The following is a 26,200-nucleotide window of genomic DNA, read 5'->3' on the forward strand; positions in this document are numbered from 1 at the left end:
GGAGAATTCCTGTTTATATTAATTCATAAACAAACACATTTTGTTACGTGTTGGATATAGCTTGTCTTAGATCAATTAATGGTAGTGACTTCAATCACGTTGAAGTTTATATAACCCTAAAGGGGTACTGCTGGGTAGGGATATTAAAGTTCAATTGATAATTATTATCATATATAACAATCAATTACCTAGATTGACCATGATATAAATAGGGTGATTGCGTTCACAGATTAACCCATTCAAATTTCGTATTACCCAATTCGAGGTATATTCTAACTATAGAAAGCGTTGTGGCTTATCCAAAATAAGAATTGATATCATTTAAGCGGTAATAATATCGTTTAAGGGTACTTTTGTTTAACCGGAATATTATTTAGTTGAGAGTTAAATAATGCCGGTATAAGGAAAGGATAAAATGGGCAATATTAAATTGGCCATAGTCATAATGCTTAAATCCCTTCTAGCATTCTGCCTCTATGGTTATTCCATTCATGCTGTTGCTGAGCCTGCTGTTACGCCAGTAGGAGAATCAACAAGACATGAAGTCGAATTAATACGTGACAAAGACTACAAGTGTGTTCAATGCCATAAAGATTCAAAAGAAACGGTATTGGGTTCACATGGTGAAAGTGCACACGCTTTACTTGGTCGTGAAGTAAATTGTACCGACTGTCATAGTTCTATTAGCCCCGATCACCGTGAAGGTGCACCTGAAGTGGTGAAGTATCGCGCGGCTCAATCACAACCGGGAACCGAGAAGGTTTTCCTAGACCCTAGCTTAATTTTAGATGCCAATAGCCAATGTATAGATTGTCACAAACCGGATGATCTGCGCGAAGCGAGTTGGACCCACGATGTTCACGCGCAAAACTTAACGTGTTCAAACTGTCATGATGTTCATGCGACTGAAGCAAAGGTGTTGGGCTTAGATAAAAAGCAAACCATCAAGCTGTGTGTGGATTGCCATTCAGACTTCAACCAGAAGAAAGAAGAGGAGTAATCTATGAGCTGCTCAAGAAGAAACTTTTTAGCTGGCGCTGGTGCCGTTATTTTTACTACAAGTGTTGCGGGAACGGCGGCGGTAACAAGCCGTAAAACGCTAGCCAATGTTCAAGAGGACGGGGCTAAACGTTATGGAATGATTCATGACGAGACCGCGTGTATTGGTTGCACCGCTTGTACAGAAGCATGTCGTGAAGTAAACAAAGTGCCTGAAGGCGTGTCGCGCTTAGAAATTATTAAGAGCGAACCCCAAGGCGAATATCCAAATGTTGATTACCGTTTTACTCGTAACTCTTGCCAACATTGTGATAATGCACCCTGCGTGATGGTTTGCCCAACAGGCGCGGCCTACAAAGATGAAAAAACTGGCATCGTTGATGTGCATAAAGAGAAGTGTGTCGGTTGTGGTTACTGTTTGTTAGCGTGCCCGTATCAAGTGCGCTTCTTCCACCCTGAGAATAAATCGGCTGATAAATGTAACTTCTGTCGTGATACCAATCTTGCACAAGGGAAGCTGCCTGCTTGTGTCGAATCTTGCCCGACCAAGGCGCTAGTATTTGGCGATCTAAATGACCCTAAGAGTGAGATAAACCAGGTGCTTAAATCTGAGGTGGTTTACAGGGATAAAGCTTATCTAGGCACTCAGCCAAAACTCTACAAAGTGCCACACCAAAAAGGGGAGATTTGATTATGAGTGCATGGGACACAGCTTTTCAGTCTGGTACTGTGGTATGGGACTGGATTATAGCAATCTATCTATTTCTCGCGGGGATGTCGGCAGGTGCCGTAATGATCTCCATTTACCTAAAACGTAAGGTCATTGAAGGCGATCCTGCTCATAATGGGGTGTTAAAGGCCACGGCTTTTCTCGCGCCATTCGGGATCATTTCAGGTCTGCTTATCTTGGTTTTCCACCTGACAAAACCGTTATCCTTTTGGAAGATCATGATCTTCTATAACCCAACGTCTGTGATGTCGATGGGTGTGATCTTATTCCAAGTGTATATGGTGATCCTATTCCTTTGGATCGGCATTATATTCCGAGATCAAATTGTCGTGTTCTTGAATGACCAAGCTTGGTTAAAAGGGCGACTCGATTTCGTAGGTAACTGGATTGGCAAATTGGAAGTGTTTGAGAATGCTTTGGAAATCTTCTTAGCTGTTCTTGCTCTGATGCTTGCCGCTTATACCGGATTCTTGTTGTCAGCTTTGAATACTTTCCCACTATTGAATAACCCAGTGTTGCCGATTTTGTTCTTATTCTCGAGCTTATCCTCAGGAGCGGCGGCGTGTATTTTATTTGGTGTGTTGGTCTTTAAGGAATCACCTCATAGCCCGAGTATTTCATGGATCCACGGATTCGAACGTCCGGTCGTGATGTTTGAGTTGTTTGTTCTTATTACTTTCTTTACTGGGCTTATCTTCGCTGGTGGTCAAAGTGAGCAAGCAGTATGGAACGCAATTGGCAGTGGTTTCTGGGCGAGTTGGTTCTGGTACGGCGTCATCGGTGTCGGCATGGTTTTACCCTTGTTGCTGAATGCAGTGACACCAACCTCAATCCGCCATAGCTCGGTGTATATTTTTTCAGTGACTTCGCTAAGCCTAATGGGTGTATTAATGCTGCGAACTTTTGTCCTTTACGCAGGGCAGTTAACGATAGCTTAATTTTGCTCAAGTAAGCAGATGTTGGATACTGGTCATCTGCTTACTTGGTTCCTGTTTATTGGAACAGTATAAGCGAACAATTGTTTAACTTGGCTCTGCTCAAGCGGAGCCTTATTGAGGTGATATGGTCGGTTCTTTGGGGCTGTTTAGTTTGGTGTTGGTCGCTGTTCTTAGCAGCATTATTGGTGTGCATTCGTTTTATCAAATGCTAAACAAACGGACGCAAAATATAGGTTTAATCCGTAGTTTCTCTCTTTCAAGTGCATTGTTTTCTCTCACTTCTGTCGTATTGCTTGGTTATGCCTTTGTCAGTGATGACTTCTCTATCTTATATGTCGCTGAACATTCAAATACTCAATTACCCTCATTTTTTAAGCTAGCAGCCGTATGGGCTGGCCATGAAGGTTCCTTGTTATTTTGGGTACTTACGATTAGCGTTTGGTCTGGCGTGATTGCCCTACAAAAACACTATTCGAATGAATACCAAAGCCGTGTGTTGTGGGTAATGAATCTACTGCTCGCGATATTTGCTTGGTTCACCTTATTCGCATCAAACCCATTTGAAATGAATTCGATTTTGCCGCTAGAAGGGCGTGACCTAAACCCAATGCTGCAAGATGTCGGCCTGATTTTTCATCCTCCATTACTTTACCTTGGCTATGTCGGCTTTTCTGTGGTGCTGGCGTTTGCTGTTGCGGCCTTATTGGTTGATCCTATTGAGTTTGATTGGGTTTCCCATTGTCGCAGTTGGTGTCTCGTCGCTTGGATCTTTTTAACTGCAGGGATCATTCTTGGTTCGTGGTGGGCGTATTACGAATTAGGTTGGGGCGGCTGGTGGTTCTGGGATCCTGTTGAAAATGCCAGTTTGTTGCCGTGGCTTACTTCGACCGCATTACTGCACAGCCTAGGTGTTGCAAAGGGCAAACAACAGCTCCTAAAATGGTCTCTCAGCCTTGCTTTCATTACGTTTTGCCTGAGTATCTTAGGCACCTTTATTGTTCGTTCTGGAGTACTAACATCGGTACATGCTTTTGCTGTCGACCCAACTAAAGGTATTGCACTGCTGCTTATATTAGTTCTGGTACTCGTAAGTTCATTTTCTCTGCTTATCGTCAGAGGTGAATCTTTTGAATCTAATCCGATTAACAGCTTCGCCAGCAAAAGCTTTTTGAGCTTAGTTGCGGTACTTATCTTTGTGCTGGCAACAGCCGTGGTTGTTTTCGGCACTTTCTATCCAATGGTATTTGAACTACTTGGATTGGGTAACATATCGGTCGGTGCGCCTTACTTCAATCTGTTGATTGCACCTTTAGCGTTACTCGCCCTTGGCGTGGTTGGCTTAGCTCCATTGCTCAGTATCAAACCTCAAGCAACTAAAGGCGTGATTGCCTCGTTAGCTGTGGTGTCATTTGTGCTTGGGTACATTTGTTATTCTTGGCAAGTGGAACAGGGACATCTACAAGTGATGGTGCTGCTGACTTGGGGGCTGGCATTCTGGGTTTTATTGACGCACGTTTATGGTTTAGTGGTTACGCGAAGATCCAAGTTCCAACGTAAAGTATGGGTGATGACCTTTGCGCATGTTGGAGTAGCGGTATTGTCTGTCGGTGCTGCTATGAACAGTTACCACTCGTTTGAGCGTAGCTATAAATTAAGCCCAGGTGAACAGGTGGAATTCATGGATTGGACGCTTTCTCATCGTGATACCGAGCTCTATGTCGCCTCCAACTTTACTGCAGAAAAAGCGATACTCGAATTAGATGCTAGCGAGCAAAGCTTTTCCATCGCGCCAGAAAGAAGACACTACCAAGTTCGTGTTATGAACATGAGTGAGCCTGCAATGAAGTGGTTCTGGCATGGCGATGTTTATATCACCATGGGAGAGAAAGTAGACTCAATAGCCTATGCATTCCGTGTTCAGTACAAAGCGTATGCGCGCTGGATTTGGTTTGGTGGGTTGTTCTCCATTCTCGGCGCTTTACTCTCATTAACTCATCGTAGAAAGAAAACCGTTAAGGCGTCACAGTATGCATACCAGCGTTCGTAACAAGCTCATCACGTTAATTGTCTTGGCATTAGTGATGGTGTTGGGTTTTGCCTTTGCACTCAATAATAAGCAGCAATCTACGACTGTGTCGGAGCAGAAGAGGGCATTTCCTGAATTCGTGTCTGCTGCGTTAGTCAATAGCGAAGGCATCAGTAGCAAACAGGAAATTACGTTGACTGATGTCACTCAGCACCCTTATCAACTAGTGAATGTATGGGCGTCGTGGTGTGGTATCTGCAAAACCGAACATGCTTTTTTACTCAAACTTAATGATAAAGGTATTCCAATTATTGGGCTCAATTATCGAGATAACTCTGCGGCAGCAATCAATGTGTTATTGAGCGATGGCAATCCGTACTCTACTGTGATCAGTGATCCTCAAGGTAAGCTAGCGTTAGAACTCGGCGTGATAGGTACGCCTGAAACGTATCTGGTTGATGCTAATGGGCAAATCGTGAAGAAGCTACTGGGCGTGATTAATGAATCCGTATGGCAAGATGAACTTGCTATGTATTTTGATGGTGCGAATGGATGAATAAATCTCTAATAAAAACTCTACTTATGTTGTCTGCACTTGTTGTTATTAGTTTTCCGACCATCGCGGAAGATTTGTTTACAGCGAGTAATAAAGACACCAGTATTCAAGTTGAATTGTTTGAGTTTGATAATCCTGAGCAGCAGCAGCGCGCAATTACATTGGCTAAAACGCTACGTTGCCCGCAATGCCAGAACCAAAACTTGATTGAGTCGAACTCTCCGATAGCAAAAGACTTACGTCTCGTTGTATTCAAAATGGTGAAAGCAGGGCAGAGTAATAATGAAATCACTCAATATATGACAGAAAGGTTCGGTGAATTTGTGCTCTATAAACCTGCAATGAGTGTTTCAAACTTATTACTTTGGCTACTTCCAAGTCTATTATTTCTCTTATTTATATATCTATCAGTAAAAAGTGTTAGAAAGAGCTCATAAAAATTATGTATTACTGTTTACCAATTGACCTGTATTTTGTAACATTAAAGGATTATAAAGGCTAAGCACTGTTATATAAGGATGTGTCTGTGGATAACGTAATCTCAAATTTAAAGAAAGAGTTCCATACTCATGTCCGATCTGACAAATGGGCAGAAAAATACAGTGCAAAATCGAGCATTTCTACGCTTACTCAAGAAGAGTTAACTGAATTAGAGAACGCTTGGGTTCAACTTGTCATCTGGAAGCAAACCCAAGTAAGCTGAACGTTCTGTAAAAATCGTAACTTCAGCCGCAACTGATTAATTTATAACCCCATGTTGGTCATTCCAATGTGGGTTTTTTTGTTACCTGAAAAATTATTGTTATAATATAACAATTTGAGCATGGTCGACCTTGAAAAAAATTGTTAACAGCCTCATAGTGTCTATCATTAGATAGTTAGCTACAAAATATTGCCTAGACATATAATGTAGTGTTGTTAAATACATCGAATTTTCAAGTGAGTATAGTTATGGCGGAAGTGCGTGCCAGAATAGATTTCAAAGTAGGGGTAACAAGCAGTATTGATGCTGAACTTCTGTCTTTTCATGGATTGAAAACAGACAAAGAGCATGTTGCTGTGATATTTAAATCAGCAGATAAGACACAAGACATACCTCTTGTTCGTATGCACTCTGAGTGCTTGACTGGTGATGTTTTCCATTCATCTCGCTGTGACTGTGGCGAGCAGCTAGACGAAACCATTAGAATTATGGGTGAGACGGGTGGAGTGATTCTTTACTTACGCCAAGAAGGTCGTGGTATTGGTTTATACAACAAAATCGATGCATACCGCCTGCAAAGCGAAGGTATGAACACTTACGAAGCCAATAACCACCTAGGCTTTGGTGATGACTTACGTGATTTTACTGAAGCAGCGGAAATGTTACGCGCTTTAGGTACTACAAAAATCCGTTTGGTGACCAACAACCCTAAGAAAATCAATGAACTTAAATCCTTTGGTATTGAGATTGAAGAAGTGGTGAATACCTCTGCTCATATCAAATCGGGTAATGAGAGCTACCTGAAAGCGAAAGTCTCACACGGTAAGCATAACCTGGATATCTGATTCGCTTACTTGTTGCGCTTAACATAAAAATGTTTAAAGACCTCACATATGTGAGGTTTTTTTGTATTTATCTTGCAATAAAATTGTAAGTTTGTATTATTCCAATCCGTAGTGCAAATGATAATGGTTTGCACTATTACTACGAATAATAATTTAAAGCTCAACAAGGATGCTTCATGACCATTAAATCTTTAGTGACAAAAGCAGTAACTTCGTCACTCATTTTTGCCTCTGCTTCTTCTTTTGCAGCAGTAACTCAAGATCAAGTTGTAGAACACTATGCAGATATTGCTCATGCCGTGTTTGCCGATTCAGTAATTACAGCAAAAGCGTTGAACTCTTCTATTGATACCTTTTTAGCTTCTCCTTCTGCTAGCAACTTCGAACAAGTAAAACAAGCTTGGCTTGAGTCTCGCGTACCATACCAACAGTCAGAAGTATTCCGCTTCGGCAACGTTGTTGTTGATGATTGGGAAGGCCAACTGAATGCATGGCCACTAGATGAAGGTCTGATTGACTACGTATCTTCTGATTACCAATATGAGCTTGGTAACGAAGGCGCTAGCGCAAACATCGTGGCTAATAAGACTTTCCAAATTGGTCAGACTACGGTTGATGCAACTAACATTACTCCAGAGCTAATCGCAGACTTGAACGAGATCGGCGGTTCTGAAGCGAACGTAGCGTCTGGCTACCACGCAATTGAATTCCTACTTTGGGGCCAAGATTTAAACGGTACAAACAGCGGCGCAGGTGAGCGTGCTTACACTGATTTCGTTGTTGGTGCTGAGTGTACTAACGGTAACTGTGACCGTCGTGGCGCATACCTAAAAGCATCTGCTGAGCTGCTTATCCAAGACCTAGAGTGGATGGAAAAGCAGTGGGCTGAAGGTGAGAAAGGTAACTACCGTCAAGAACTGCTTTCTGAATCTAGCGAAAATGGCCTACGTAAAATGCTATTCGGCATGGGTTCACTGTCTCTAGGTGAACTAGCGGGTGAGCGTATGAAGGTTGCACTAGAAGCAAACTCTACTGAAGACGAGCACGATTGTTTCTCTGATAACACGCACAACTCTCACTACTACAACGAGCAAGGCATCTACAACGTTTACACGGGTCTATATAAGCGTGAAGACGGCACTCTGCTTTCAGGTCCAAGCCTGTTTGACCTAGTTGAGCAAAAAGACGAGCAAGCTGCGAAAGAGATTCAAAAGCAGTTTGACCTAGCACGTGCACAAGTAGGCCAACTGGTAATGTCTGCTGATAAAAACAACCAGCACTTCGATCAGCTAATTGCTGCTGACAACGCTGCGGGTAACGCACTAGTAAACAAAACGATTGTTGCGCTAGTGTCGCAAACAGCTGCAATTGAGCGTGCTGCGGGTGTGATTGGCATTGATAGCCTGAACCCAGACACAGCGGATCACGAGTTCTAAGAACCTGAGCCAAAAATAAATATAAGGGCTCTCATTGAGCCCTTAATTGTTTGATCCTCAAGAAAGCCACACCCACATAAAAACTAAAACCAAAAAACACAGCAAGGCAATGTATGAAGTCGTATCTATCAGCCTCACTATTAACCGCACTGTTTGTCTTATCGCCATTACATGCCCATGAAACTTACTCTGGCGGCAAAACGACCGTTAAGAAAGAGGGGGCGAACGCTTTTTCCCTTCCCGCAGCCAACCTACCAATGAGTAAACGCTTAGATTTCAGCGTAGGCAACAGTTTCTTTAGAAACCCTTGGGTTCCCGCACCGTCATCAACTGATGCTCGTGATGGATTAGGACCACTATTTAACACCAACGGCTGCCAAAACTGCCACATCAAAGATGGTCGTGGTCACGCGCCAGAAAAGGGCGATGAGAACGCGGTATCCATGTTGGTTCGCTTGAGCATTCCGGCTGAAACGCCAGAGCAAAGACAAGCCTTTATTCGCGATGGTGGCATCCCAGAACCGACTTACGGTGGCCAGCTACAAGATTTCGCACTTCAAGGTGTTAAACCTGAGGGGAAAGTGAACATCAGTTATACCGATGTTCCTGTTGAATTTAAAGACGGCACGGTTGTTACTCTGCGTAAACCCACTTTAAAAATTACTGAGCTTGCGTTCGGTGAGATGCACCCTAAAACTGAATTCTCAGCTCGTGTTGCTCCGCCAATGATCGGTTTGGGTCTGCTCGAGAGTATTCCTCAAGAGACGATTCTTGGTTTCGCTAAGCAACAAGCAGCGGATAACCAAGGCGTATCGGGTAAAGCCAATTACGTTCTTGATGTTCGCACAAACGAAATAGCACTGGGTCGTTTCGGTTGGAAAGCCGGACAGCCAAATCTAATGCAGCAAAATGCAGCGGCATTTAATGGTGACTTAGGCCTAACAAGCAGCTTATTCCCGAACGAAAACTGCACATCTGCACAATCGACTTGTGATGATTTCCCAAATGGCGGTGAGCCAGAAGTCAGCGACAACATCCTAGATTTTGTTGAGTTCTATTCGCAGCACTTAGCAGTACCTATTCGTCGTAATATTGATGATCCGGCTGTCGTGCAAGGTAAAAAACTGTTCAAAGACGTTGGCTGTCAAAGCTGTCATCAAGCTGAGTTCCGCACGGCAGAGCGAGAAGGTCTGCCAGCATTATCTAATCAGTTAATTAGCCCATACACCGATATGCTGCTGCATGATATGGGTGAAGGCCTAGCGGATAATCGCCCAGAGTATCTGGCTAACGGTCAAGAGTGGCGCACCACGCCATTGTGGGGGTTAGGTTATACCAAAGAAGTGAATGGTCATACGTTCCTGCTTCATGATGGTCGTGCAAGAAACGTTATGGAGGCGGTACTTTGGCATGGCGGTGAAGCAGAAATGGCAAAACAAAACGTACTGTCTTTGAATGCGACTGAGCGTGAAGCACTGCTGGCGTTTTTGAACTCGCTGTAGTCGGACTGAGATTTAGCGTTTTAACTACTCAGCTAACCTAAAGAACACAACCGCTGAACTTGTAGGAATACGAGCTCAGCGGTCGTTTCATATTTAGTGAACTCATATAATTAAAAGAAAAATTAGGAAGTAAGGTAACAGCATGACACATAAATTTTTGTTAATGCCTTTGTCGGTATTAATCATGGCAGGCTGTCAATCATCGGGTGAGCAGACTGCTTCATCTGAGGTTAACGGTGTCTCCTATCAAGCCGACACGGCAAGTCATATTAGTCGCAGTGTCTATCAACAAGAGTTTGATTCTGCAGTTCTATTTGCCAAGCAAGCCAGTGAACTAGAAGTCTTGATGCAGGGTTACTGCCAAACCAATAGTGTTGAGCTTGATACGTTGAAAGCTCAGTGGCAGCTTACAATGAACAGTTGGATGGCACTACAAGGTCAAGAAAGAGGCCCAACAGCGGCACTGGAAGAGAGCTGGAATGTTCAGTTTTGGCCAGACAAAAAGAACACCACAGGTCTAAAAATGCGTCAGCTGACTCAGCAAGATAAAGCTTGGTCACAAGACGAAATTGCACAGCAAAGTGTGACCGTTCAGGGGCTTGGCGCCTTGGAGTGGTCTCTGTACGACGAGCAATCTCCACTGCTTCAAGACAAAGCTTCAGGCTGTCTATCTTCACCAGCTATCGCACAAAACTTGGCAATGAAATCGGCCTCTATTGCTGAAGCTTGGCAGGTTAACCCGTGGCTAGCGCTAGACGAGATGCGTTGGGAATCTGAATACATCGCTCTATTGACTAACCAGCTTGATTACAGCATGAAAAAGCTGAGTCGCCCGATGGCGAAAATTGGTCATCCGCGTCCTTACTTCTCAGAATCATGGCGTGCACAAACCTCGATGACTCAACTAAAAGCCAATGTAGCAGCACTTCAGAATTTGTACCTTGCCGATGGCAATGGCCTAGACGGCTTGTTGAGAGAGAAGGGCTTAAACGACCTTGCTGACCGTGTTGCTGACCAGTTCACATTGACGCTAGATACTTGGCCTACAGACTCAAGCTTGTTTGAGTTATTGCAGAGTAAAGAGGGCTACCGAGATGTGCTAACTCAATACAACAAACTAGAACGTTTGAAGTACCTGATTCATGAAGAAGTGGCGATAGAGCTTGGCGTGGTAATAGGATTTAATGCTACCGATGGTGACTGATACTACGCGAAGAACGCTACTCAAAGCTGCACTGGGTTGTGCAGCTGTTCCATTGCTTCCGTTTGGCTGCGCTAGTCGCTCTGGTGCTGTGAGCTCATCTAGTGAGCCTCAATTAATCGGTTGTGCGCTGAATGGGCGAGGTCAATATTCAGCGGTTGTGGCTGACGAATATGGAATGCCATTGAGTCAACTGCCGATTCCAGATCGTGGTCATGGCGTCGCGATTTGCCCAACCTCATCACATGCGGTGGTTTTTGCTCGTCGTCCTGGTGACTATTTTATGGTGTTTGACTATAAAAACGGCCAGCAGATCAAAATGGTCGTGAAAGGTAAGAACCGTCACTTCTATGGTCATGGCGTTTACTCATTAGATGGTAAGTTACTGTATGCCACTGAAGGGAAAACGGACAGCAGCCAAGGTGTGATTGGCGTTTACGATGTCGCGCAAGGCTATCGTAAGGTCGAAGAGTTCAGCGGTTTTGGTATTGGGCCTCATGAAGTGATCATCATGCCGGATGGTAATCTCGCGATCGGCGTTGGTGGCGTTCATACTGATGGTAGAACACCGAAAAACCTAGATTCGATGCAGCCGAGCTTGAGTTATATTTCTCCTGAAGGTGCGCTGCTTGATCAGGTTGAATTGTTGGATAAGAAGCTGAGCATTCGACACTTAGCCCATGATGGTGCTGAAACCGTGCTTTGTGGCCAGCAATATCGTGGTGAACCAGATGAGTATCCTTCGCTATTGGCGATGCATACTAAAGGCGGGCAGTTTGAATCACTGAACGCAGAGCCAGAGCAATGGGCAAGGTTCAATCACTATATCGCCAGTATTGCGGCGTCAGATGATTGGATTATTGCGACTTCGCCAAGAGGCAACTGCTACGGTATTTGGTCCAAAGAGAGTAAAGAGTTAGTCGAACTTTCTGCGCTATCTGATGCCTCTGGTGCCGTGTTACTTGATGGAGAGTTTCGACTCAGCTCTGGGGCGGGGAGTGTGGTTAGCCAGCGAAACCCTCATGAGAAATCGACCCAGCAATCTACGGTTCAGTGGGATAACCACTGGTCGTCAATTTGATGCATATAGCACCTTAAAAATTAACATGCTTACTCCAATTTCTTTGCCATACTTATGAGATTATGGGGATGGAGTTAAGCATGTTAGCGAAATACTTCTGTGGATTATTGGTGTTAGTTTCTGTGCACGCATGGAGCTATACGAGTTCTGACGAGAGCCGTTTCATTCCGGCTGATTCAGAGCTCTCTTTTATGCTGATTTATCCAGAGCTTACCCAGAGTATTTATCAAGACACTTCTCTTCCTATCCTTTGGGATTCGCCAGAACTGGTTAAAGCGTTTGAATTTCAATTGTCGCTTCTCGAACAAGCTCAAATGGCACCGCTCTTTGAACGACAACTTAAGCAAATCCGTCACTATCAATCCTATGCTCAATGGCAAGAGTTGGACATATTACTTACCGATACCTTTATCTACTACCTAAGCTACGTTGAAAATGCGCCACTTGCCGGTAAGGAGTGGTACTTTTCGGGTAAGCTACATTCCAAATTACCAGCGCCTTCGCCCCATATTCTGATGAGACTGAAAAGCAGTGTCGCCAATGATTACTTATTGGAGATGGTGTTGTCTTACGCACCGCCAGTGGGGGATTTCGACCAATTCAAGGCGACTTATTCAGTATTAGAAACCGCGTCCGAGCTCAAGATTGATCGGTACAGACAGAAAGGCTTGAAACGCTTGGGCGACCAGCTTTCAGATAAAGCCATTCTTGTTGAACGTATTGCCTTGGTCGGTGTTGATACTTCGATGATCGCGGTCGATTTCCCTAAGTTCGATCGAGATCTGCAAACGGCGATTAAGTCCTTCCAGCGTATGCACGGTCTTACAGACGATGGGATCATCGGCCCTGACACGATAAAGTGGATCAACATGGGCTTTGATGATCGATTAACCTCATTGGCTCTGAATGCTGAACGTGTTCGTTTGTGGCCAAGAGACCGAGATTCTCTCATCGTCGTTAACGTGCCGAGTTTTGACATGAAGTACTGGGAAGATGGCGAAGAGGTGTTTGAGTCTAAAGTCGTCGTGGGAAGAAAATCGCGAAAAACACCGCTTTTAGAGATAAACCTAGATTCTGTCATTCTAAACCCGACTTGGAATGTGCCATGGAAAATCATGGTCAAAGACATCCTGCCTAAAGTAAAAGCGGACGAAAGCTACCTTGAAACGAACAACTTCCAAGTGATTGACGGTTGGCGTTCAATGGAAACGGTCGACACCACAGAGATCGATTGGCAGACAATCAACTTCAATTCGTTTCCATATCGGATGCGTCAGCAGGCTGGCTCGCGAAATGCATTAGGTTTGTATAAGTTCAACACACCTAATAAGCGAGCCATTTACCTGCACGATACACCAAGTAAAGGCCTGTTTAATGACGACTTCCGTGCTTATAGCTCAGGTTGCATACGTGTTGAACACGCAGAAGAACTGGCTGAGTTATTGTTTGCCACTAAGGTAAGGAAAGTCCCGAACCAAAATGCTGACCTCGCTCCGAATACTAAGGTTCGCCTCAAGAAGCGGATTCCAGTGCATATCATCTATCAAACCGTGTTGTTTGAAGAGGGCGGCATACAGTACCGCGGTGATATCTACCAATATGATTAAGAGGGTGGTTGATTGAAATGAGTTCAACTAAGGTGATCTTGACCAAAAAATGACAACCAAGCTTCTATTGATAAAATTATAATGAGTATCAATAACTAACCGTACAAAGGTTACAAATACTAACGTTTTGCGCGGTTTTTGTACGTTGACGCAGCAAATGCCATTATGTATCGTGCATTTTTCGTTCGATCTAATTGGTTTTTTGCTGTATGTCTCAAAGTTTATTTTCACGCCGTCAGTTTCTGACTTACGCTGGTGGTACTGCTGTTGTCGCCTCTCTTACTCCTTCTATCGCTTTTGCTTCATACCCTGATCAACCAAGAACGATTAGCATGAACAATCTTCACACTGGTGAACGTTTAGAGACTTGTTATTTCGATGGCACTAACTATGTCGGTGACGAAATGGCACGCCTTAGCAAACTATGTCGCGATTTCCGTCGTAATGAAATTCACCCAATGGACAAGAACCTGTTTGATCAGATCACTCAGATTCAAAACGTGTTGGGTATTCAAAAAGAAGTTCAGATCATCTCTGGTTACCGTTCTCCAGCGACCAATGAAGCACTTCGTTCTAAGTCGAGTGGTGTGGCTAAAAAGAGTTACCATATGTTAGGTAAAGCAATCGACTTCCGTATTGATGGTGTTGATCTGAAAGAGCTGAGAGACGTAGCTAAAAGCCTAAACGCAGGTGGTGTGGGGTATTATGCGCGTAGCAACTTTATCCATATTGATACTGGCCCAGTACGCAGCTGGTAAAGCGAATCTGAGTTGAAGGGCGATACCGTAGGCACTTGTCAAAGTAGACATCCAATGTCATAGTTTGCCCAAATTTCAGTTTGCCCTCTAAGGTTTGTATATGTCTCTTAAGTATCAAGTTGTACCTGTTACCTCTTTCGCTCAAAACTGCTCGATTGTGTGGTGTGATGAAACCATGGAAGGCATCGTTGTTGATCCAGGTGGCGACATCCAACAGCTAGCTGCGATCATTGAAGAGCTGGGTGTGAAGGTGGTGAACTTGGTGCTGACTCATGGTCACTTAGATCATGTTGGTGGTACGGTGCCACTTTCAGAGATGTTGAACGTTGAAATTGTTGGCCCACATAAGGCTGATAATTTCTGGTTGCAAGGCCTAGAGAATCAAAGCCAAATGTTTGGTTTCCCACTGTGTAAAGCCTTTGAACCAAACACTTGGTTAGAAGAGGGCGACAAAGTGACTTTTGGTAACCAAGTTATCGATGTGATTCACACGCCGGGCCACACGCCAGGTCACGTTGTACTGTTCAGTGAGCAAGCACGTATAGCATTTGTAGGTGACGTGTTGTTTAACGGTGCAATTGGCCGTACTGATTTCCCACAAGGTGATTTCAATACACTTATCGCTTCAATCAAGACTAAGCTTTGGCCGCTAGGCAGTGACGTAACATTCGTTCCGGGTCATGGCCCTGAATCGACATTCGGTCGTGAGCGTGCATCAAACCCGTTCGTCGCAGATGAAATGCCACTCTACTAAGCCTCTGACCTAGTAAAAGAACGATTGAAAATGAAGCTTAGCTTTTGTTATGAAAGCTAAGCTTTTTTTATTGGGTGCGAGTTTATTTATGAACCGGTTTGATTTTAATCAGAGAGGCGCTCGGCAGCGGCTAAGTAGCGTCGAGCCAGGCCAACAAACTCTTCTCCACTAATATTCAAATCATGGGTTGATATGAAAATGTCATAACCGTGGAAGCCTCTTTGGTACTTCATCCTGTTGGCGAGCATCGCCTGTAACCCTGAATAGTCTTTGATTATCGCATTTTGATTATTTGCTTCATCGTGTGAATCCGCATCCATTTGTGCTTGTTGAGCGTTGAAATGCACCTCGTCATTACTCTTTGATTCTTTATATTGGCTCAATTCAACACACCCGTTTTCGGTACAACGAGTGTGGTAGTGCGATGAGTCTAAAACCATATCTTCAAAGTTTGACTCTTTTCCCGCTTGTTTAGCACCTAGATACAAAAGTGCTCGTTGGCTCAGCAATAACTCACAGGTGATTTTGGGGCAGATCGAATCGAGGTAGGGCGAGTAATCTTTAACCTTGATACCAATCCAAGGCAGAGGTTGGTGCCAACCATCTTGTTCATAGGTGCAAAGGCCAATTTTTTGGATGTTGTTCCACTTTAAGACCCAGCCCCCTTTATAAAAATGTTGTTGAAAATGAGTCGGTGTGAGGGTGAACATCACTCTGCTGCGCAACATTAAATAATAGCCAGTTCCTAGTAGGGCAATAATGCAAAATGCACCCACGATCAGTAACTTTGGATTGTCGCTGTAGAGTGCAATGATCAAGCAAACGAAGCCTAAAATAACGGCGAGAATACGGTACGAACGTGTGAACGAGGGCAAAGAGAAATTTGTTAGGTGACGAGTGTCCATAGGCAACACCAAGTTTTCATATTTTTGTCTGGATGGATAACCAGTGTATATGACCCTGAATTGATAAGTCGATGTTTAAATAATAGACGCTAGTAGACAATATCGGTATTTTTCGTCGACTTTCGACGCTTCACTCTACAAATAGCTCCTGTTTTTTGGTATAAATCGCGCTTCAAATTTTCACCACTGCGAAAAGAGCAGTGAACTGGAGAAATATTCAATGAGACTTGCTCATAAGCGTAAGGTGCAGGCTAAACTGCAGAAACGCACTAAAGCGGCTGTAGTTAAAGCAGTGGCAACGCCGAAAAAAGCGAAGCCTGTCGCAGAGAAAGTTGTAGCAGAAAAAACTGTAGCAGCAAAACCAGCGGTAGAGAAAACAGTAGCAGCAACTAAAGAAGTTGCAGTAGCACTGACTCCTAAGCAACAACAAGTTCTAGACATCGTTGTTAGCAATGCTGAAGGCATTAACCCTAAAGGTATCGGCCTAGCAGCTGGTCAAGAAGACGCGAAAGCAGCTTCATGGGCAACAGGCGCATTGAAAAAACTTCTTGAAGAAAACCTAGTAGCGAAAGAGCAACTTGCAGGTAACAAGGTTATCTACAAAGCTATCTAATCCCGCGGGATTATATTCGCTTCGTTAAGTTTTTAAGCCTCGATTATCGAGGCTTTTTTGTATCTGTCATAAACTTCATTTATCGCTTATTCTCATTTACTGGTTATTCCCATTCCAATCTACCGTTTAACTTGTTCACTTTAACTTCTAGCTTTGCTTCTCATCAGCAAGCCCTAAAGTAGGGCGCCTTACTAAAAAGCGCGGGTGACTTTCCCTAAAATGCAGCAATGGATAGAGCTTCATCACGAAATGGGAATCAATTGTTAATCGCGGTTCATTATAACTACTTAGGTATTTATCAATACGCATTCCCTTGGTGAATATCCAAACTCCTTTAAAATCGACACTATTCAATCATCTCCTACGTAGTTCTACTTAATCCTTTGGTCTAATACGTAACTTTGCTCACGCCATGCGTGCGTGCTCTCCCTGATATCTTGTTGCCTCATCACGGTGCACTCTTATGTTGAATCATAAAAAATGCTCATAGAAAGAGTGTTAACCCAACAAAGGACGTGAACATGAGTCTCATTTCTAACTCCCTCACACGAGTTTTTAAAAACGTTGCAGTAACCGCTGCGGCTTGTTTAGCTTTGGTCGCTACTGGTGCTACAGCCGCTGATAAGGTTTACCGTTTAAAGCTTGCAGAAACGTGGGGACCAAACTTCCCAGTTTTCGGTGATGCTACGAAGAACATGGCGGCGATGGCTGAGAAGATGTCGAATGGTCGACTGCAAATCAGAATCGATTCAGCAAACAAACACAAAGCCCCTCTTGGCGTTTTTGACATGGTTAAGTCTGGTCAATACGACATGGGTCACTCAGGCTCTTACTACTGGAAAGGTAAAGTTCCAAACACTCTTTACTTCACTTCTATGCCTTTCGGTATGACGCCAGCAGAACAATACGCGTGGTTCTATCACGGTGGTGGTATGGAGTTGATGGAGCAGGTTTACTCTCCACACAACTTGATGTCGTTCCCAGGTGGTAACACGGATATCCAGATGGGCGGTTGGTTTCAAAAAGAGATCAACAGCGTGGAAGATCTACAAGGTCTGAAAATGCGAATCCCAGGATTTGCAGGCGAGATTCTTGCAGAGCTAGGCGCTAAGCCGACCAACATTGCCCCAGGTGAGCTATACACGTCTCTAGAGCGCCGAACGATTGATGCACTAGAGTGGGTAGGTCCATCACTGGATTTACGTATGGGTTTCCACAAAATCGCGCCTTACTACTACACAGGTTGGCATGAGCCGGGTTCAGAGCTTCAATTCCTAGTGAACAAACGCACATGGAACAAGCTGCCTGAAGACCTACAAGAAATCTTGCGTGTTGCAATGCGTACTGCGGCTTACGACATGTACACACAAGCAACGCACGAAAGTGGTAAGAACTGGGTTTCAATGAAGACAGAATACCCAGATGTACAAGTGAAAGATTTCCCGCCAGAGGTTATGTCTGCACTGAAAGAAGCGAACGATCGCCTACTTGCTGCACATGCTGAGAAAGATGAGTTAGCAAAAGATATTCAAGCTTCACAAGCAAGCTACCTAGAGCAAGTTCGTTCATGGACGGATATTTCACATAGAGCTTACTTAAATAGCCAAGCGAAATAGTCGACAGTTGTTGAACTGAATCTAAATGAACCCAAAGCTTCCCATATTAGGCAGCTAAGAGTGAGCAAGTGGCGGGTTCATTTAAAACATAATAATTAAATGCTCAAGAACCCTTTCTACGTCGTGCCTATTGCTAGCTATAAACTGAATCGTTTTTAGTTGGGTTAGCTGTACTGCAAGATGTCTTTTCAAATTCCATGGAGTCGGGAATGCGAAGTCTAATTTATATTGAACGCGTGTTTAATCGTATCGGTGATGCACTGGGATGGCTTTCCAGTATGTTGTTTATTCTACTTATCGCTAACGTTGTGTATGACGTTGTCATGAGATATGCCTTCAATGATGTCTCAATCGCTTTCCAAGAAATGGAATGGCACCTCTTCTCAGCCGTTTTCCTATTAGGTGTTCCTTATGCCATTAAGGCTGGTGGTCATGTTCGAGTTGACGTGTTCTACGAGCAACTGAGCTTTAAAGCACAAGCGATAATTGACCTGCTAGGCACACTTATCTTCTTACTGCCGTTTTGTTTGCTGGTGGCTTGGTTTGGTATCGATGTTGCCAAAGAGAGCTATGAACTGGGTGAAACCTCAGGCGATCCCGGTGGCCTGCCGTATCGCTGGATCATCAAAGCCATGATCCCACTGTCATTCTTCTTAATGGCACTCAGTGGCGTAGGTTTGATCCTGCATTCACTGAACAAGATTTTTAATCCCCATCTTATCCATGCCAATAACAAATAGAGGCTAAACATGATTGGAATAGTAATGTTTTTCGTAGCCTTGTTTGCGCTTCTACTTGGCTTCCCTGTGGCGTTCACCTTTGGTGGTATCGCGTTAATCTTTGGTGTTTGGGCTGAGGGCATTGAAATGTTTGCCTTCATGCCATATCGAATTCAATCCATTATGGAAAACACGGTGCTGATGGCCGTTCCATTGTTTGTTTTCATGGGGCTTGTTCTACAAAAGACCAAGCTTGCTGAGCAGTTGCTTGAGTCGATGGGACGACTGTTTGGTGGCGTTCGTGGTGGTATCGCGATTTCAACCGTCTTAGTAGGCTCACTGCTTGCGGCTTCTACTGGTGTGGTTGGTGCTTCTGTGGTTGCAATGGGACTTATCTCGTTGCCAGTAATGCTTAAGTACAATTATGACAAAGGCTTAGCGTGCGGCACCATTTGTGCGTCTGGTACGTTAGGGCAAATCATTCCACCATCCATCGTATTAATCTTATTAGGTGACGTATTAGGTGTGCCAGTAGGTGACTTGTTCCAAGCGGCGATTTGGCCGGGCGTGATGTTAGTTGGTGCTTATATCCTCTACATCTTGATATATGCCAAGTTACACCCTGAAGCGGCTCAACCGATTGAGCGAGACGATTCAATCAGCCGTAAGCAAGAGGTGTTGGATGCACTTAAAGCGATTCTTCCGCCTCTTGCGTTAATCATTGTCGTACTGGGTTCAATCTTTGCGGGTGTGGCTACGCCAACAGAGTCTGCTGCATTAGGTGGCGCGGGTGCGATGGTATTAGCACTGCTTTACGGTCAGTTTAGTTGGTCGATGGTGTATGACGCATCGAAAGAGACGGTGAAAGTAACGGCGATGGTATTTGCTATCTTGCTGGGTGCGACTGCGTTCTCGATGGCGTTCACTTATACCGGTGGTGATTATCTGGTTGAAGAGTGGATGCTACAGCTTCCGGGTGAGAAGTGGGGCTTCCTGATCATCACCATGTTAGTGATTTTGATTCTGGGTTTCTTCATCGATTTCGTAGAGATCTGTTTCATCATCGTGCCAATCATTGCGCCGGTTGCTGAGTTGATGGGCATTAACATGACATGGTTTGCTATCCTGATTGCGATGAACCTGCAAACCTCATTCTTAACACCGCCGTTTGGTTTCAGTCTGTTCTACCTAAAAGGCGTGGCACCAAAAGGCGTAACTACGAAGGATATCTACCGAGGTGTGATGCCATTCATTCTGATTCAGATCCTCGTACTTGGATCACTTCTCGCATTTCCAGCCTTCTATGGAATGTGAGTGAAGCCAAGAATGTGAATGATATGTTTCAAGGGTTAACGATAAATTGCTAAAATAAAACGGCTTATTGATGTTCAGTAAGCCGTTTTTTGTGAGGAAAAGGAATGCCTCTAAAAGCCAAGCTGATTTTGCTGACGCTGCTCCCGTTGCTACTGGTAACGGCGAGTATTAGTTGGATCTCGTTACACCAAACTAAAACGTTGGGCGCGAAAGAGGTCGAAATCTTCAGAGACAGCTTAATCAAGTCACGTGAAAACGCCCTCAAAGACACAGTAGACCTAGCATTCGATGCCATTGAGCACATCTACAACGACCCTGACATCCAAGAAGCTCAAGCCAAAACGGAAGTTCGAGCCATATTGTCTAAACTTAGATACGGGTCGGACGGGTATTTCTTTGCCTACGATCGCCACGGAACCAATTTAGTTCATCCGATTCAGCCTGAATTGATTGGTCAAAACCTACTTGAACTGCAAGACGAGGATGGCGACTTTCTGATAGAAGCTCTGCTAAGAGAGGCACAAACGGGCGGAGGATTTCACCAGTATTTATGGCAAAAGCCATCGACGGGTGAGGTGGTGTCTAAGTTGAGTTACGCCGCATGGCTAGAACGCTGGGATTGGATGATTGGCACCGGTTTGTATATTGAAGATGTGCACCAAGAAGTGGCTTCAATGCAGGCTGAGATAAACAAGAATATTGAAACCACGTTCTTTTCTATTGTGGTGATTTTGAGTGTGACGGTGGCGGTTATTATCGTGCTTACCTTAGCCATCAACATGCATGAACATCGTATTGCCGATAACAACCTCAAAGAACTGGCGCATAAGACGGTGATGTTCCAAGAAGACGAGAAGAAACACCTAGCACGTGAGTTACATGATGGTATTAACCAATTATTAGTGTCGAGTCGTTGTCACTTAGAGCTACTCGGTAATAAGCTACAGAGTGAGGATCTCAAAGCACATTTGAATAAGTCACAGCATTCACTGATGCGAGCGATTGAAGAGGTGAGGCACATTTCACATCAACTTCGCCCAAGTTCACTGGATGACATAGGCTTAGAAGCGGCATTGTCTTCGTTGTTATTAGATTTTCAGGCGCACTCCGGTATTGAGGTGGAAACTTTATTTAGCACTCAACCGGGTAAGTTAAAATCAGAAGCCGCAACGACCTTGTATCGAGTGGTGCAAGAGTCATTGAACAACATAGAGAAACACGCGCAAGCGACCAAGGTAACGGTTATCGCTCAGCAAATTGGCAACGTGTTGCAACTGCTTATCCAAGATAACGGTGTTGGTTTCAATACCTATAAAGCGATGGAGAAACGAGGGATCGGACTGCGTAACATGAGAGAGCGAGTGGAGTTCATCGGCGGTGATTTTGAGTTGATGAGTGAGATTGGTTTCGGAACGGAAATTACAGTGTTACTGACACTAGAAGGATTAGTGAATGAGTGAAGTTATTCGAGTTGTGATTGCTGACGATCACCAAGTCGTACTGGATGGCTTTATGGCGAGATTAGAACTCGAGCCTGATATTAGCGTGATAGGCACAGCCAGTAATGGATTAGAAGCGGTTGAGACAGTGAAAACGCTGCGCCCTGATGTGGTGCTGATGGATATTAGCATGCCTATCATGAATGGTATTGATGCGACCCACCTGATTAAAGAAGAAGACCCTGAAGCCAAGGTGTTGATGCTGACCATGCATAACAACCGTGAATACATCATGAAGGTGATGCAGTCGGGTGCGGTCGGCTATATGTTGAAAGAGATTTCGGCTGAAAAAATGGTGCAGGCAATCAAAACCGTCAATCAAGGCTCGACCTATTTCTGTGAAAAAGTAACGCAGAATTTGTTTACTCAGCCAATTACTCCGACGCAATCTGTGAAGAATCCATTGAGCAGACGTGAAGAAGCGGTATTGAAATTAGTCGCGAAAGGGGAGAGCAGTAAAGAGGTCGCGAAGGCACTGAATATCAGCTATCGAACGGTCGAAACCCATAGACAAAATATTAAGCATAAGCTAGATATTCACTCTACAGCAGAGCTCGCTAAATACGCAGTCAGCTCCGGGCTTGTGGACTGATCTTACGCTAAATTACATTAAATGTGTAATTTAATTACTAAATGTGTAATTTAGGCCTCCTTTATGGAGGTTTTTTTAGTATTTTTGCGACAGGTTGATATTCTTCTTTTCGAAATTTAAGCGCCGAATGCAATGTTGCAAACAGTGCGCTGCAAATTAGAGAGGAAGCATGGAGCCTGTAAAAGATAGGTATAGTATTGAAAATACCGATTATACAGTAGGACAAGATAACGTTCAGAAATGGGGGTTCGATGTTCATAACCCAGTATTTGGAATCAGTGCAGGAGCGATCATTGTCTTCCTTCTGGCACTTCTAGTCGCAGATCCTGATACCGCAAAAGCGGCGCTTGATGGAATCAAATGGAAAGTCATCGGTAACTTCGATGGTTTCTTCATGTGGGCAGCCAACATCTTTGTTATTTTCTGTCTTGCCCTCATTGTCTCCCCGTATGGCAAGATACGTATTGGTGGCAATGATGCCAAAGCAGAGCACTCCAACCTATCTTGGATGTCGATGTTATTCGCCGCGGGAATGGGTATTGGTTTGATGTTCTGGGGTGTGGCTGAGCCAGTGGCTTACTTCACGGGTTGGTATGAAACGCCATTAGGTGTCGAAGCATATTCACCTGAAGCCGCTAAATTAGCGCTAGGCGCAACCATTTATAACTGGGGCTTACACGGCTGGGCTATCTATGCTGTTGTTGCTCTGGCACTTGCTTTCTTCACCTTCAATAAAGGTTTACCTTTATCAATCCGCTCTATTTTCTACCCTATCTTAGGTGATAGAACTTGGGGTTGGTTTGGTCATATTGTTGATATCGTTGCTGTGCTTGCAACACTGTTTGGTCTTGCAACTTCATTGGGCTTAGGTGCTCAGCAAGCAACAAGTGGTATTAACCATGTATTTGGTACCGATGGCGGTATTGGCATGCAACTGGTTGTTATCGCAGTGGTCACTTTCTTAGCGACAATGTCCGTTGTTCGTGGCATCAATGGTGGCGTAAAAGTACTAAGTAACGTGAACATGCTGGTTGCTTTGGGCTTGCTTATCTTCGTAACCATCGCTGGTGGCATGGCGGGTATTAAAGCTATCCCAACCGCTCTAATGGGCTACATTGAAAACTTCATTCCTTTAAGTAATCCTCATGGCCGTGATGATGAAACGTGGATGCAAGGTTGGACGGTATTCTACTGGGCGTGGTGGATGTCTTGGTCTCCATTCGTAGGTATGTTCATCGCTCGTATCTCTAAAGGTCGTACGATTCGTGAATTCATCGTTGCTGTATTGTTCATTCCAACGACAGTAATCATCATCTGGATGGCAATTTTCGGTGGTATCGCGATTGATCAAGTGGCGAACAAGGTGGGGGAAATTGGTGTGAATGGTCTGCAAGATATTACACTTTCTCTTTTCCATACTTACGATGCGCTGCCAATGAGCTCTGTGCTTTCTGTAGTATCGATTGGTTTGATCATGGTGTTCTTTATCACCTCATCTGATTCTGGCTCGCTTGTTATCGATAGCATCACCTCGGGCGGTAAAGTCGATGCGCCAGTACCACAACGTGTATTTTGGGCGTTGATGGGCGGTGCAATTGCAGCGGTTCTACTGTGGGTTGGTGGCACGGAATCTATTCAAGCACTACAAGCTGGAACGGTCTCTATGGCGCTGCCATTTGCATTCATATTATTGCTTATGTGCCTAAGCTTATTGCTTGGTTTACGAACTGAAAATCAATTGGTTAAGCACCAAAATGCTTTGAGTTAAAAGTATTATTGAAACAACGGCCGACTTGTTCGGCCTTTTTTTCGCCAGCAATTTGAGTAATTACGTGAATATTGGATGAAAACCCATCGAACTGATTCAGGTTTACTGAAAACAATAAGTTCACCTGCTAAACTTCAGACATCCAAGTATTTGAATTATTGTGACAACAACTTGTACTACTTGGATTGTATGTTCGAGTTTGTAATTAAGTCACAGGTAAGTAAGGGATACGAGGTCAATAGACCTTATGAGTATTCCGTAGAGAGGGATAATGACTAAAGGTATAGATAAATACAGTATCGACAGTACGGATTACACTGTTGGTCAAGATAACGTCCAAAAATGGGGTTTTGATGTTCATAACCCAGTATTTGGTATCAGTGCGGGACTTATCGCTTTGTTCCTGATCGGTGTTCTTATTACAGATACCGCTTCGGCAAAGGCTGCACTAGATGGCGTTAAAGGCCAGATTATCAATTCGTTTGATTGGCTTTTCATCTGGTCGGGTAATATTTTCGTAATTTTTTGCTTAGGTTTGATTGTTTCTCCGTACGGCAAAATCCGCCTTGGTGGTGTTGATGCGACGGCAGATTATTCTTTTATGTCTTGGCTATCGATGCTGTTTGCCGCAGGTATGGGTATCGGCTTGATGTTCTGGAGTGTGGCTGAGCCAGCAGCATATTACACCGGTTTGTATGAGACTCCGTTAGGTGTTGAAGCGAATACACCAGAAGCGGCTAAGCTAGCACTAGGTGCAACCATGTATCACTGGGGACTGCACCCTTGGGCGATTTATGGTGTAGTGGCATTGTCACTGGCTTTCTTCTCTTACAACAAGGGATTACCTCTTTCAATTCGTTCTATCTTTTACCCAATCTTAGGCGATAGAGCTTGGGGCTGGGCAGGTCACATTGTTGATATTCTTGCAGTGCTTGCAACCCTATTCGGTTTGGCGACATCACTTGGCCTAGGTGCACAACAAGCGGCAAGTGGTATTCAACATGTATTCGGTATTGAAGCGGGCTTAGGGCTGCAAGTTATTGTGATTACAGCGGTAACTTTATTGGCGGTAGTATCCGTACTTCGTGGTATTGATGGTGGCGTTAAAGTTATCAGTAACATCAACATGTTGGTTGCTTTCCTACTGCTTATCTTAGTGGCTCTAATCGGCTATGCGGTGACTTTAGGTTCAATCCCAACAACATTGATGGCATACATTGAAAACATCATTCCGCTAAGTAACCCTCACGGTCGTGAAGATGAAACGTGGATGCACGGTTGGACTGTATTCTACTGGGCTTGGTGGATCTCATGGTCTCCATTCGTAGGTATGTTTATCGCACGTGTTTCTAAAGGTCGTACCGTTCGTGAGTTCATCACAGCAGTACTGATTGTACCGACTACAGTGACTATCATTTGGATGTCAGTATTCGGTGGCATGGCGATTGACCAAATCGTGAATAACGTTGGTATTCTTGGTCAAGACGGCCTAACGGATGTATCACTAGCAATGTTCCAAATGTTTGATGCACTGCCGTTCGGTACTCTGCTTTCAATCATTGCGGTTGTATTGGTTCTAGTATTCTTCATTACATCGTCTGACTCAGGCTCTCTAGTAATCGACAGCATCACCGCGGGTGGTAAAGTTGATACGCCTGTGCCTCAACGTGTGTTCTGGGCGTTCCTTGAAGGTGCGATTGCTGTGGCTCTATTGTGGGTTGGTGGTACTGAAGCAGTGCAAGCTCTACAAGCGGGTGCAATCTCGACGGCATTGCCATTCACCATCATTCTCTTACTGATGTGTGTGAGCTTGCTAATGGGTATGCGTACAGAAAAACGCTAGGCTTTTTAAGCTGAAATCTACTGCAATTTATACGCAGTAGAACGTTAAATACTATGAAGGCAGAAGAGGAAACTCTTCTGCCTTTTTTGTTTCAATTTACCGTGTTTTTTTGTCTATTTTAACGTGTTTGGTGCGATAAAAAATCTAATAACCGTAGAGACAATACCGCCTTAAATTTGGCGGCAAGCCAAGGAT

Annotated in this window: 24 protein-coding genes; 23 read left to right on the forward strand and 1 reads right to left on the reverse strand. The window is 44.2% G+C overall.

The genetic code is table 11. From position 1 onward, the window contains the following. Positions 1 to 415: 415 nt before the first annotated feature. The 15 genes from nrfB (at position 416) to BCV39_RS22460 (ending at position 15,136) form a co-directional block, all read left to right on the forward strand. Entirely contained in the window at positions 416 to 1,000 is a 585-nt protein-coding gene (gene nrfB, locus BCV39_RS22395; RefSeq protein WP_017101427.1) for a cytochrome c nitrite reductase pentaheme subunit, read from the forward strand. A gap of 3 nt (positions 1,001 to 1,003) precedes the next feature. After that, entirely contained in the window at positions 1,004 to 1,690 is a 687-nt protein-coding gene (nrfC, locus tag BCV39_RS22400; protein WP_048659577.1) for a cytochrome c nitrite reductase Fe-S protein, read from the forward strand. A gap of 2 nt (positions 1,691 to 1,692) precedes the next feature. Next, on the forward strand, positions 1,693 to 2,667 hold the full coding sequence (gene nrfD, locus BCV39_RS22405) for a cytochrome c nitrite reductase subunit NrfD (protein ID WP_048607198.1): 975 nt from the start codon (positions 1,693 to 1,695) through the stop codon (positions 2,665 to 2,667). A gap of 124 nt (positions 2,668 to 2,791) precedes the next feature. Further along, a complete protein-coding gene (locus BCV39_RS22410; protein WP_102431671.1) occupies positions 2,792 to 4,714 on the forward strand; it encodes a heme lyase CcmF/NrfE family subunit in 1,923 nt (640 codons plus the stop codon). Then, positions 4,695 to 5,249, forward strand: coding sequence for a DsbE family thiol:disulfide interchange protein (locus tag BCV39_RS22415; protein ID WP_102431670.1), 555 nt, complete (start codon positions 4,695 to 4,697; stop codon positions 5,247 to 5,249). The genes BCV39_RS22410 and BCV39_RS22415 overlap by 20 nt, the downstream gene beginning before the upstream one ends. Next, positions 5,246 to 5,686 carry a heme lyase NrfEFG subunit NrfF gene (gene nrfF, locus BCV39_RS22420; RefSeq protein WP_102431669.1) on the forward strand — a complete coding sequence of 147 codons (441 nt, stop codon included), beginning with the start codon at positions 5,246 to 5,248 and terminating at the stop codon, positions 5,684 to 5,686. Before BCV39_RS22415 ends, nrfF begins: the two co-directional genes overlap by 4 nt. A gap of 89 nt (positions 5,687 to 5,775) precedes the next feature. Further along, a complete protein-coding gene (locus BCV39_RS23245; protein WP_017063565.1) occupies positions 5,776 to 5,952 on the forward strand; it encodes a hypothetical protein in 177 nt (58 codons plus the stop codon). A 209-nt stretch (positions 5,953 to 6,161) separates the two neighbouring features. After that, on the forward strand, positions 6,162 to 6,797 hold the full coding sequence (gene ribA / locus BCV39_RS22425; RefSeq protein WP_307862866.1) for a GTP cyclohydrolase II: 636 nt from the start codon (positions 6,162 to 6,164) through the stop codon (positions 6,795 to 6,797). Between the two features lie 176 nt (positions 6,798 to 6,973). Next, positions 6,974 to 8,233 (forward strand): imelysin family protein, encoded by a 1,260-nt coding sequence (locus BCV39_RS22430; RefSeq protein ID WP_102432390.1) that lies wholly within the window; start codon positions 6,974 to 6,976, stop codon positions 8,231 to 8,233. Positions 8,234 to 8,346: 113 nt separating this feature from the next. Next, positions 8,347 to 9,735, forward strand: a complete 1,389-nt coding sequence (locus BCV39_RS22435; protein WP_102432391.1) for a di-heme oxidoredictase family protein — start codon at positions 8,347 to 8,349, stop codon at positions 9,733 to 9,735. A gap of 142 nt (positions 9,736 to 9,877) precedes the next feature. Then, positions 9,878 to 10,939 carry an imelysin family protein gene (locus BCV39_RS22440; protein WP_055319797.1) on the forward strand — a complete coding sequence of 354 codons (1,062 nt, stop codon included), beginning with the start codon at positions 9,878 to 9,880 and terminating at the stop codon, positions 10,937 to 10,939. Continuing rightward, the gene (locus tag BCV39_RS22445; RefSeq protein WP_102432392.1) at positions 10,929 to 12,017 is read left to right on the forward strand and encodes a DUF1513 domain-containing protein; all 1,089 of its coding nucleotides are present in this window, start codon (positions 10,929 to 10,931) and stop codon (positions 12,015 to 12,017) included. Before BCV39_RS22440 ends, BCV39_RS22445 begins: the two co-directional genes overlap by 11 nt. Before the next feature lie 80 nt (positions 12,018 to 12,097). Then, on the forward strand, positions 12,098 to 13,624 hold the full coding sequence (locus tag BCV39_RS22450; RefSeq protein WP_102432393.1) for a L,D-transpeptidase family protein: 1,527 nt from the start codon (positions 12,098 to 12,100) through the stop codon (positions 13,622 to 13,624). A gap of 209 nt (positions 13,625 to 13,833) precedes the next feature. After that, positions 13,834 to 14,382, forward strand: a complete 549-nt coding sequence (locus BCV39_RS22455; protein ID WP_102432394.1) for a YcbK family protein — start codon at positions 13,834 to 13,836, stop codon at positions 14,380 to 14,382. Between the two features lie 100 nt (positions 14,383 to 14,482). Continuing rightward, positions 14,483 to 15,136, forward strand: coding sequence for an MBL fold metallo-hydrolase (locus BCV39_RS22460; protein ID WP_102432395.1), 654 nt, complete (start codon positions 14,483 to 14,485; stop codon positions 15,134 to 15,136). Positions 15,137 to 15,240: 104 nt separating this feature from the next. Here the strand turns inward: BCV39_RS22460 and BCV39_RS22465 are convergent, their stop codons facing one another. Next, complete coding sequence (locus BCV39_RS22465; protein ID WP_102432396.1) at positions 15,241 to 16,041, reverse strand: DUF2982 domain-containing protein; 801 nt, start codon at positions 16,039 to 16,041, stop codon at positions 15,241 to 15,243. A 220-nt stretch (positions 16,042 to 16,261) separates the two neighbouring features. On the opposite strand from BCV39_RS22465, the gene BCV39_RS22470 reads away from it, so the two are divergent. From BCV39_RS22470 to BCV39_RS22505, 8 genes are all read left to right on the forward strand, one after another. Continuing rightward, complete coding sequence (locus tag BCV39_RS22470) at positions 16,262 to 16,654, forward strand: hypothetical protein (RefSeq protein WP_004740184.1); 393 nt, start codon at positions 16,262 to 16,264, stop codon at positions 16,652 to 16,654. A gap of 521 nt (positions 16,655 to 17,175) precedes the next feature. Further along, positions 17,176 to 18,270: a TRAP transporter substrate-binding protein gene (locus BCV39_RS22475; RefSeq protein WP_102428058.1), complete on the forward strand. Its 1,095-nt coding sequence runs from the start codon at positions 17,176 to 17,178 to the stop codon at positions 18,268 to 18,270. A gap of 209 nt (positions 18,271 to 18,479) precedes the next feature. Beyond that, positions 18,480 to 19,010 (forward strand): TRAP transporter small permease subunit, encoded by a 531-nt coding sequence (locus BCV39_RS22480; RefSeq protein WP_240699185.1) that lies wholly within the window; start codon positions 18,480 to 18,482, stop codon positions 19,008 to 19,010. A 9-nt stretch (positions 19,011 to 19,019) separates the two neighbouring features. Continuing rightward, positions 19,020 to 20,303, forward strand: a complete 1,284-nt coding sequence (locus BCV39_RS22485) for a TRAP transporter large permease subunit (RefSeq protein ID WP_048664743.1) — start codon at positions 19,020 to 19,022, stop codon at positions 20,301 to 20,303. A 104-nt stretch (positions 20,304 to 20,407) separates the two neighbouring features. After that, positions 20,408 to 21,763, forward strand: a complete 1,356-nt coding sequence (locus BCV39_RS22490) for a cache domain-containing protein (RefSeq protein WP_048664744.1) — start codon at positions 20,408 to 20,410, stop codon at positions 21,761 to 21,763. Further along, the gene (locus BCV39_RS22495) at positions 21,756 to 22,394 is read left to right on the forward strand and encodes a response regulator transcription factor (RefSeq protein ID WP_048659561.1); all 639 of its coding nucleotides are present in this window, start codon (positions 21,756 to 21,758) and stop codon (positions 22,392 to 22,394) included. The genes BCV39_RS22490 and BCV39_RS22495 overlap by 8 nt, the downstream gene beginning before the upstream one ends. Positions 22,395 to 22,563: 169 nt before the next feature. Continuing rightward, positions 22,564 to 24,162, forward strand: coding sequence for a BCCT family transporter (locus BCV39_RS22500; RefSeq protein WP_102432398.1), 1,599 nt, complete (start codon positions 22,564 to 22,566; stop codon positions 24,160 to 24,162). A gap of 271 nt (positions 24,163 to 24,433) precedes the next feature. Beyond that, positions 24,434 to 26,005, forward strand: a complete 1,572-nt coding sequence (locus BCV39_RS22505) for a BCCT family transporter (RefSeq protein WP_102432399.1) — start codon at positions 24,434 to 24,436, stop codon at positions 26,003 to 26,005. Positions 26,006 to 26,200: the final 195 nt, after the last annotated feature.

The organism is Vibrio sp. 10N.286.55.E10 (assembly GCF_002872555.1).
GTDB lineage: Bacteria > Pseudomonadota > Gammaproteobacteria > Enterobacterales > Vibrionaceae > Vibrio > Vibrio crassostreae.

Bases quoted from the DNA above. Each gene is read 5' to 3' on its own strand.
- nrfB (WP_017101427.1), top strand. From the start codon at position 416: ATGGGCAATATTAAATTGGCCATAGTCATAATGCTTAAATCCCTTCTA.
- nrfC (WP_048659577.1), top strand. From the start codon at position 1,004: ATGAGCTGCTCAAGAAGAAACTTTTTAGCTGGCGCTGGTGCCGTTATT.
- nrfD (WP_048607198.1), top strand. From the start codon at position 1,693: ATGAGTGCATGGGACACAGCTTTTCAGTCTGGTACTGTGGTATGGGAC.
- BCV39_RS22410 (WP_102431671.1), top strand. From the start codon at position 2,792: ATGGTCGGTTCTTTGGGGCTGTTTAGTTTGGTGTTGGTCGCTGTTCTT.
- BCV39_RS22415 (WP_102431670.1), top strand. From the start codon at position 4,695: ATGCATACCAGCGTTCGTAACAAGCTCATCACGTTAATTGTCTTGGCA.
- nrfF (WP_102431669.1), top strand. From the start codon at position 5,246: ATGAATAAATCTCTAATAAAAACTCTACTTATGTTGTCTGCACTTGTT.
- BCV39_RS22430 (WP_102432390.1), top strand. From the start codon at position 6,974: ATGACCATTAAATCTTTAGTGACAAAAGCAGTAACTTCGTCACTCATT.
- BCV39_RS22435 (WP_102432391.1), top strand. From the start codon at position 8,347: ATGAAGTCGTATCTATCAGCCTCACTATTAACCGCACTGTTTGTCTTA.
- BCV39_RS22440 (WP_055319797.1), top strand. From the start codon at position 9,878: ATGACACATAAATTTTTGTTAATGCCTTTGTCGGTATTAATCATGGCA.
- BCV39_RS22445 (WP_102432392.1), top strand. From the start codon at position 10,929: ATGGTGACTGATACTACGCGAAGAACGCTACTCAAAGCTGCACTGGGT.
- BCV39_RS22450 (WP_102432393.1), top strand. From the start codon at position 12,098: ATGTTAGCGAAATACTTCTGTGGATTATTGGTGTTAGTTTCTGTGCAC.
- BCV39_RS22455 (WP_102432394.1), top strand. From the start codon at position 13,834: ATGTCTCAAAGTTTATTTTCACGCCGTCAGTTTCTGACTTACGCTGGT.
- BCV39_RS22460 (WP_102432395.1), top strand. From the start codon at position 14,483: ATGTCTCTTAAGTATCAAGTTGTACCTGTTACCTCTTTCGCTCAAAAC.
- BCV39_RS22465 (WP_102432396.1), bottom strand. From the start codon at position 16,041: ATGGACACTCGTCACCTAACAAATTTCTCTTTGCCCTCGTTCACACGT.
- BCV39_RS22470 (WP_004740184.1), top strand. From the start codon at position 16,262: ATGAGACTTGCTCATAAGCGTAAGGTGCAGGCTAAACTGCAGAAACGC.
- BCV39_RS22475 (WP_102428058.1), top strand. From the start codon at position 17,176: ATGAGTCTCATTTCTAACTCCCTCACACGAGTTTTTAAAAACGTTGCA.
- BCV39_RS22480 (WP_240699185.1), top strand. From the start codon at position 18,480: ATGCGAAGTCTAATTTATATTGAACGCGTGTTTAATCGTATCGGTGAT.
- BCV39_RS22485 (WP_048664743.1), top strand. From the start codon at position 19,020: ATGATTGGAATAGTAATGTTTTTCGTAGCCTTGTTTGCGCTTCTACTT.
- BCV39_RS22490 (WP_048664744.1), top strand. From the start codon at position 20,408: ATGCCTCTAAAAGCCAAGCTGATTTTGCTGACGCTGCTCCCGTTGCTA.
- BCV39_RS22495 (WP_048659561.1), top strand. From the start codon at position 21,756: ATGAGTGAAGTTATTCGAGTTGTGATTGCTGACGATCACCAAGTCGTA.
- BCV39_RS22500 (WP_102432398.1), top strand. From the start codon at position 22,564: ATGGAGCCTGTAAAAGATAGGTATAGTATTGAAAATACCGATTATACA.
- BCV39_RS22505 (WP_102432399.1), top strand. From the start codon at position 24,434: ATGACTAAAGGTATAGATAAATACAGTATCGACAGTACGGATTACACT.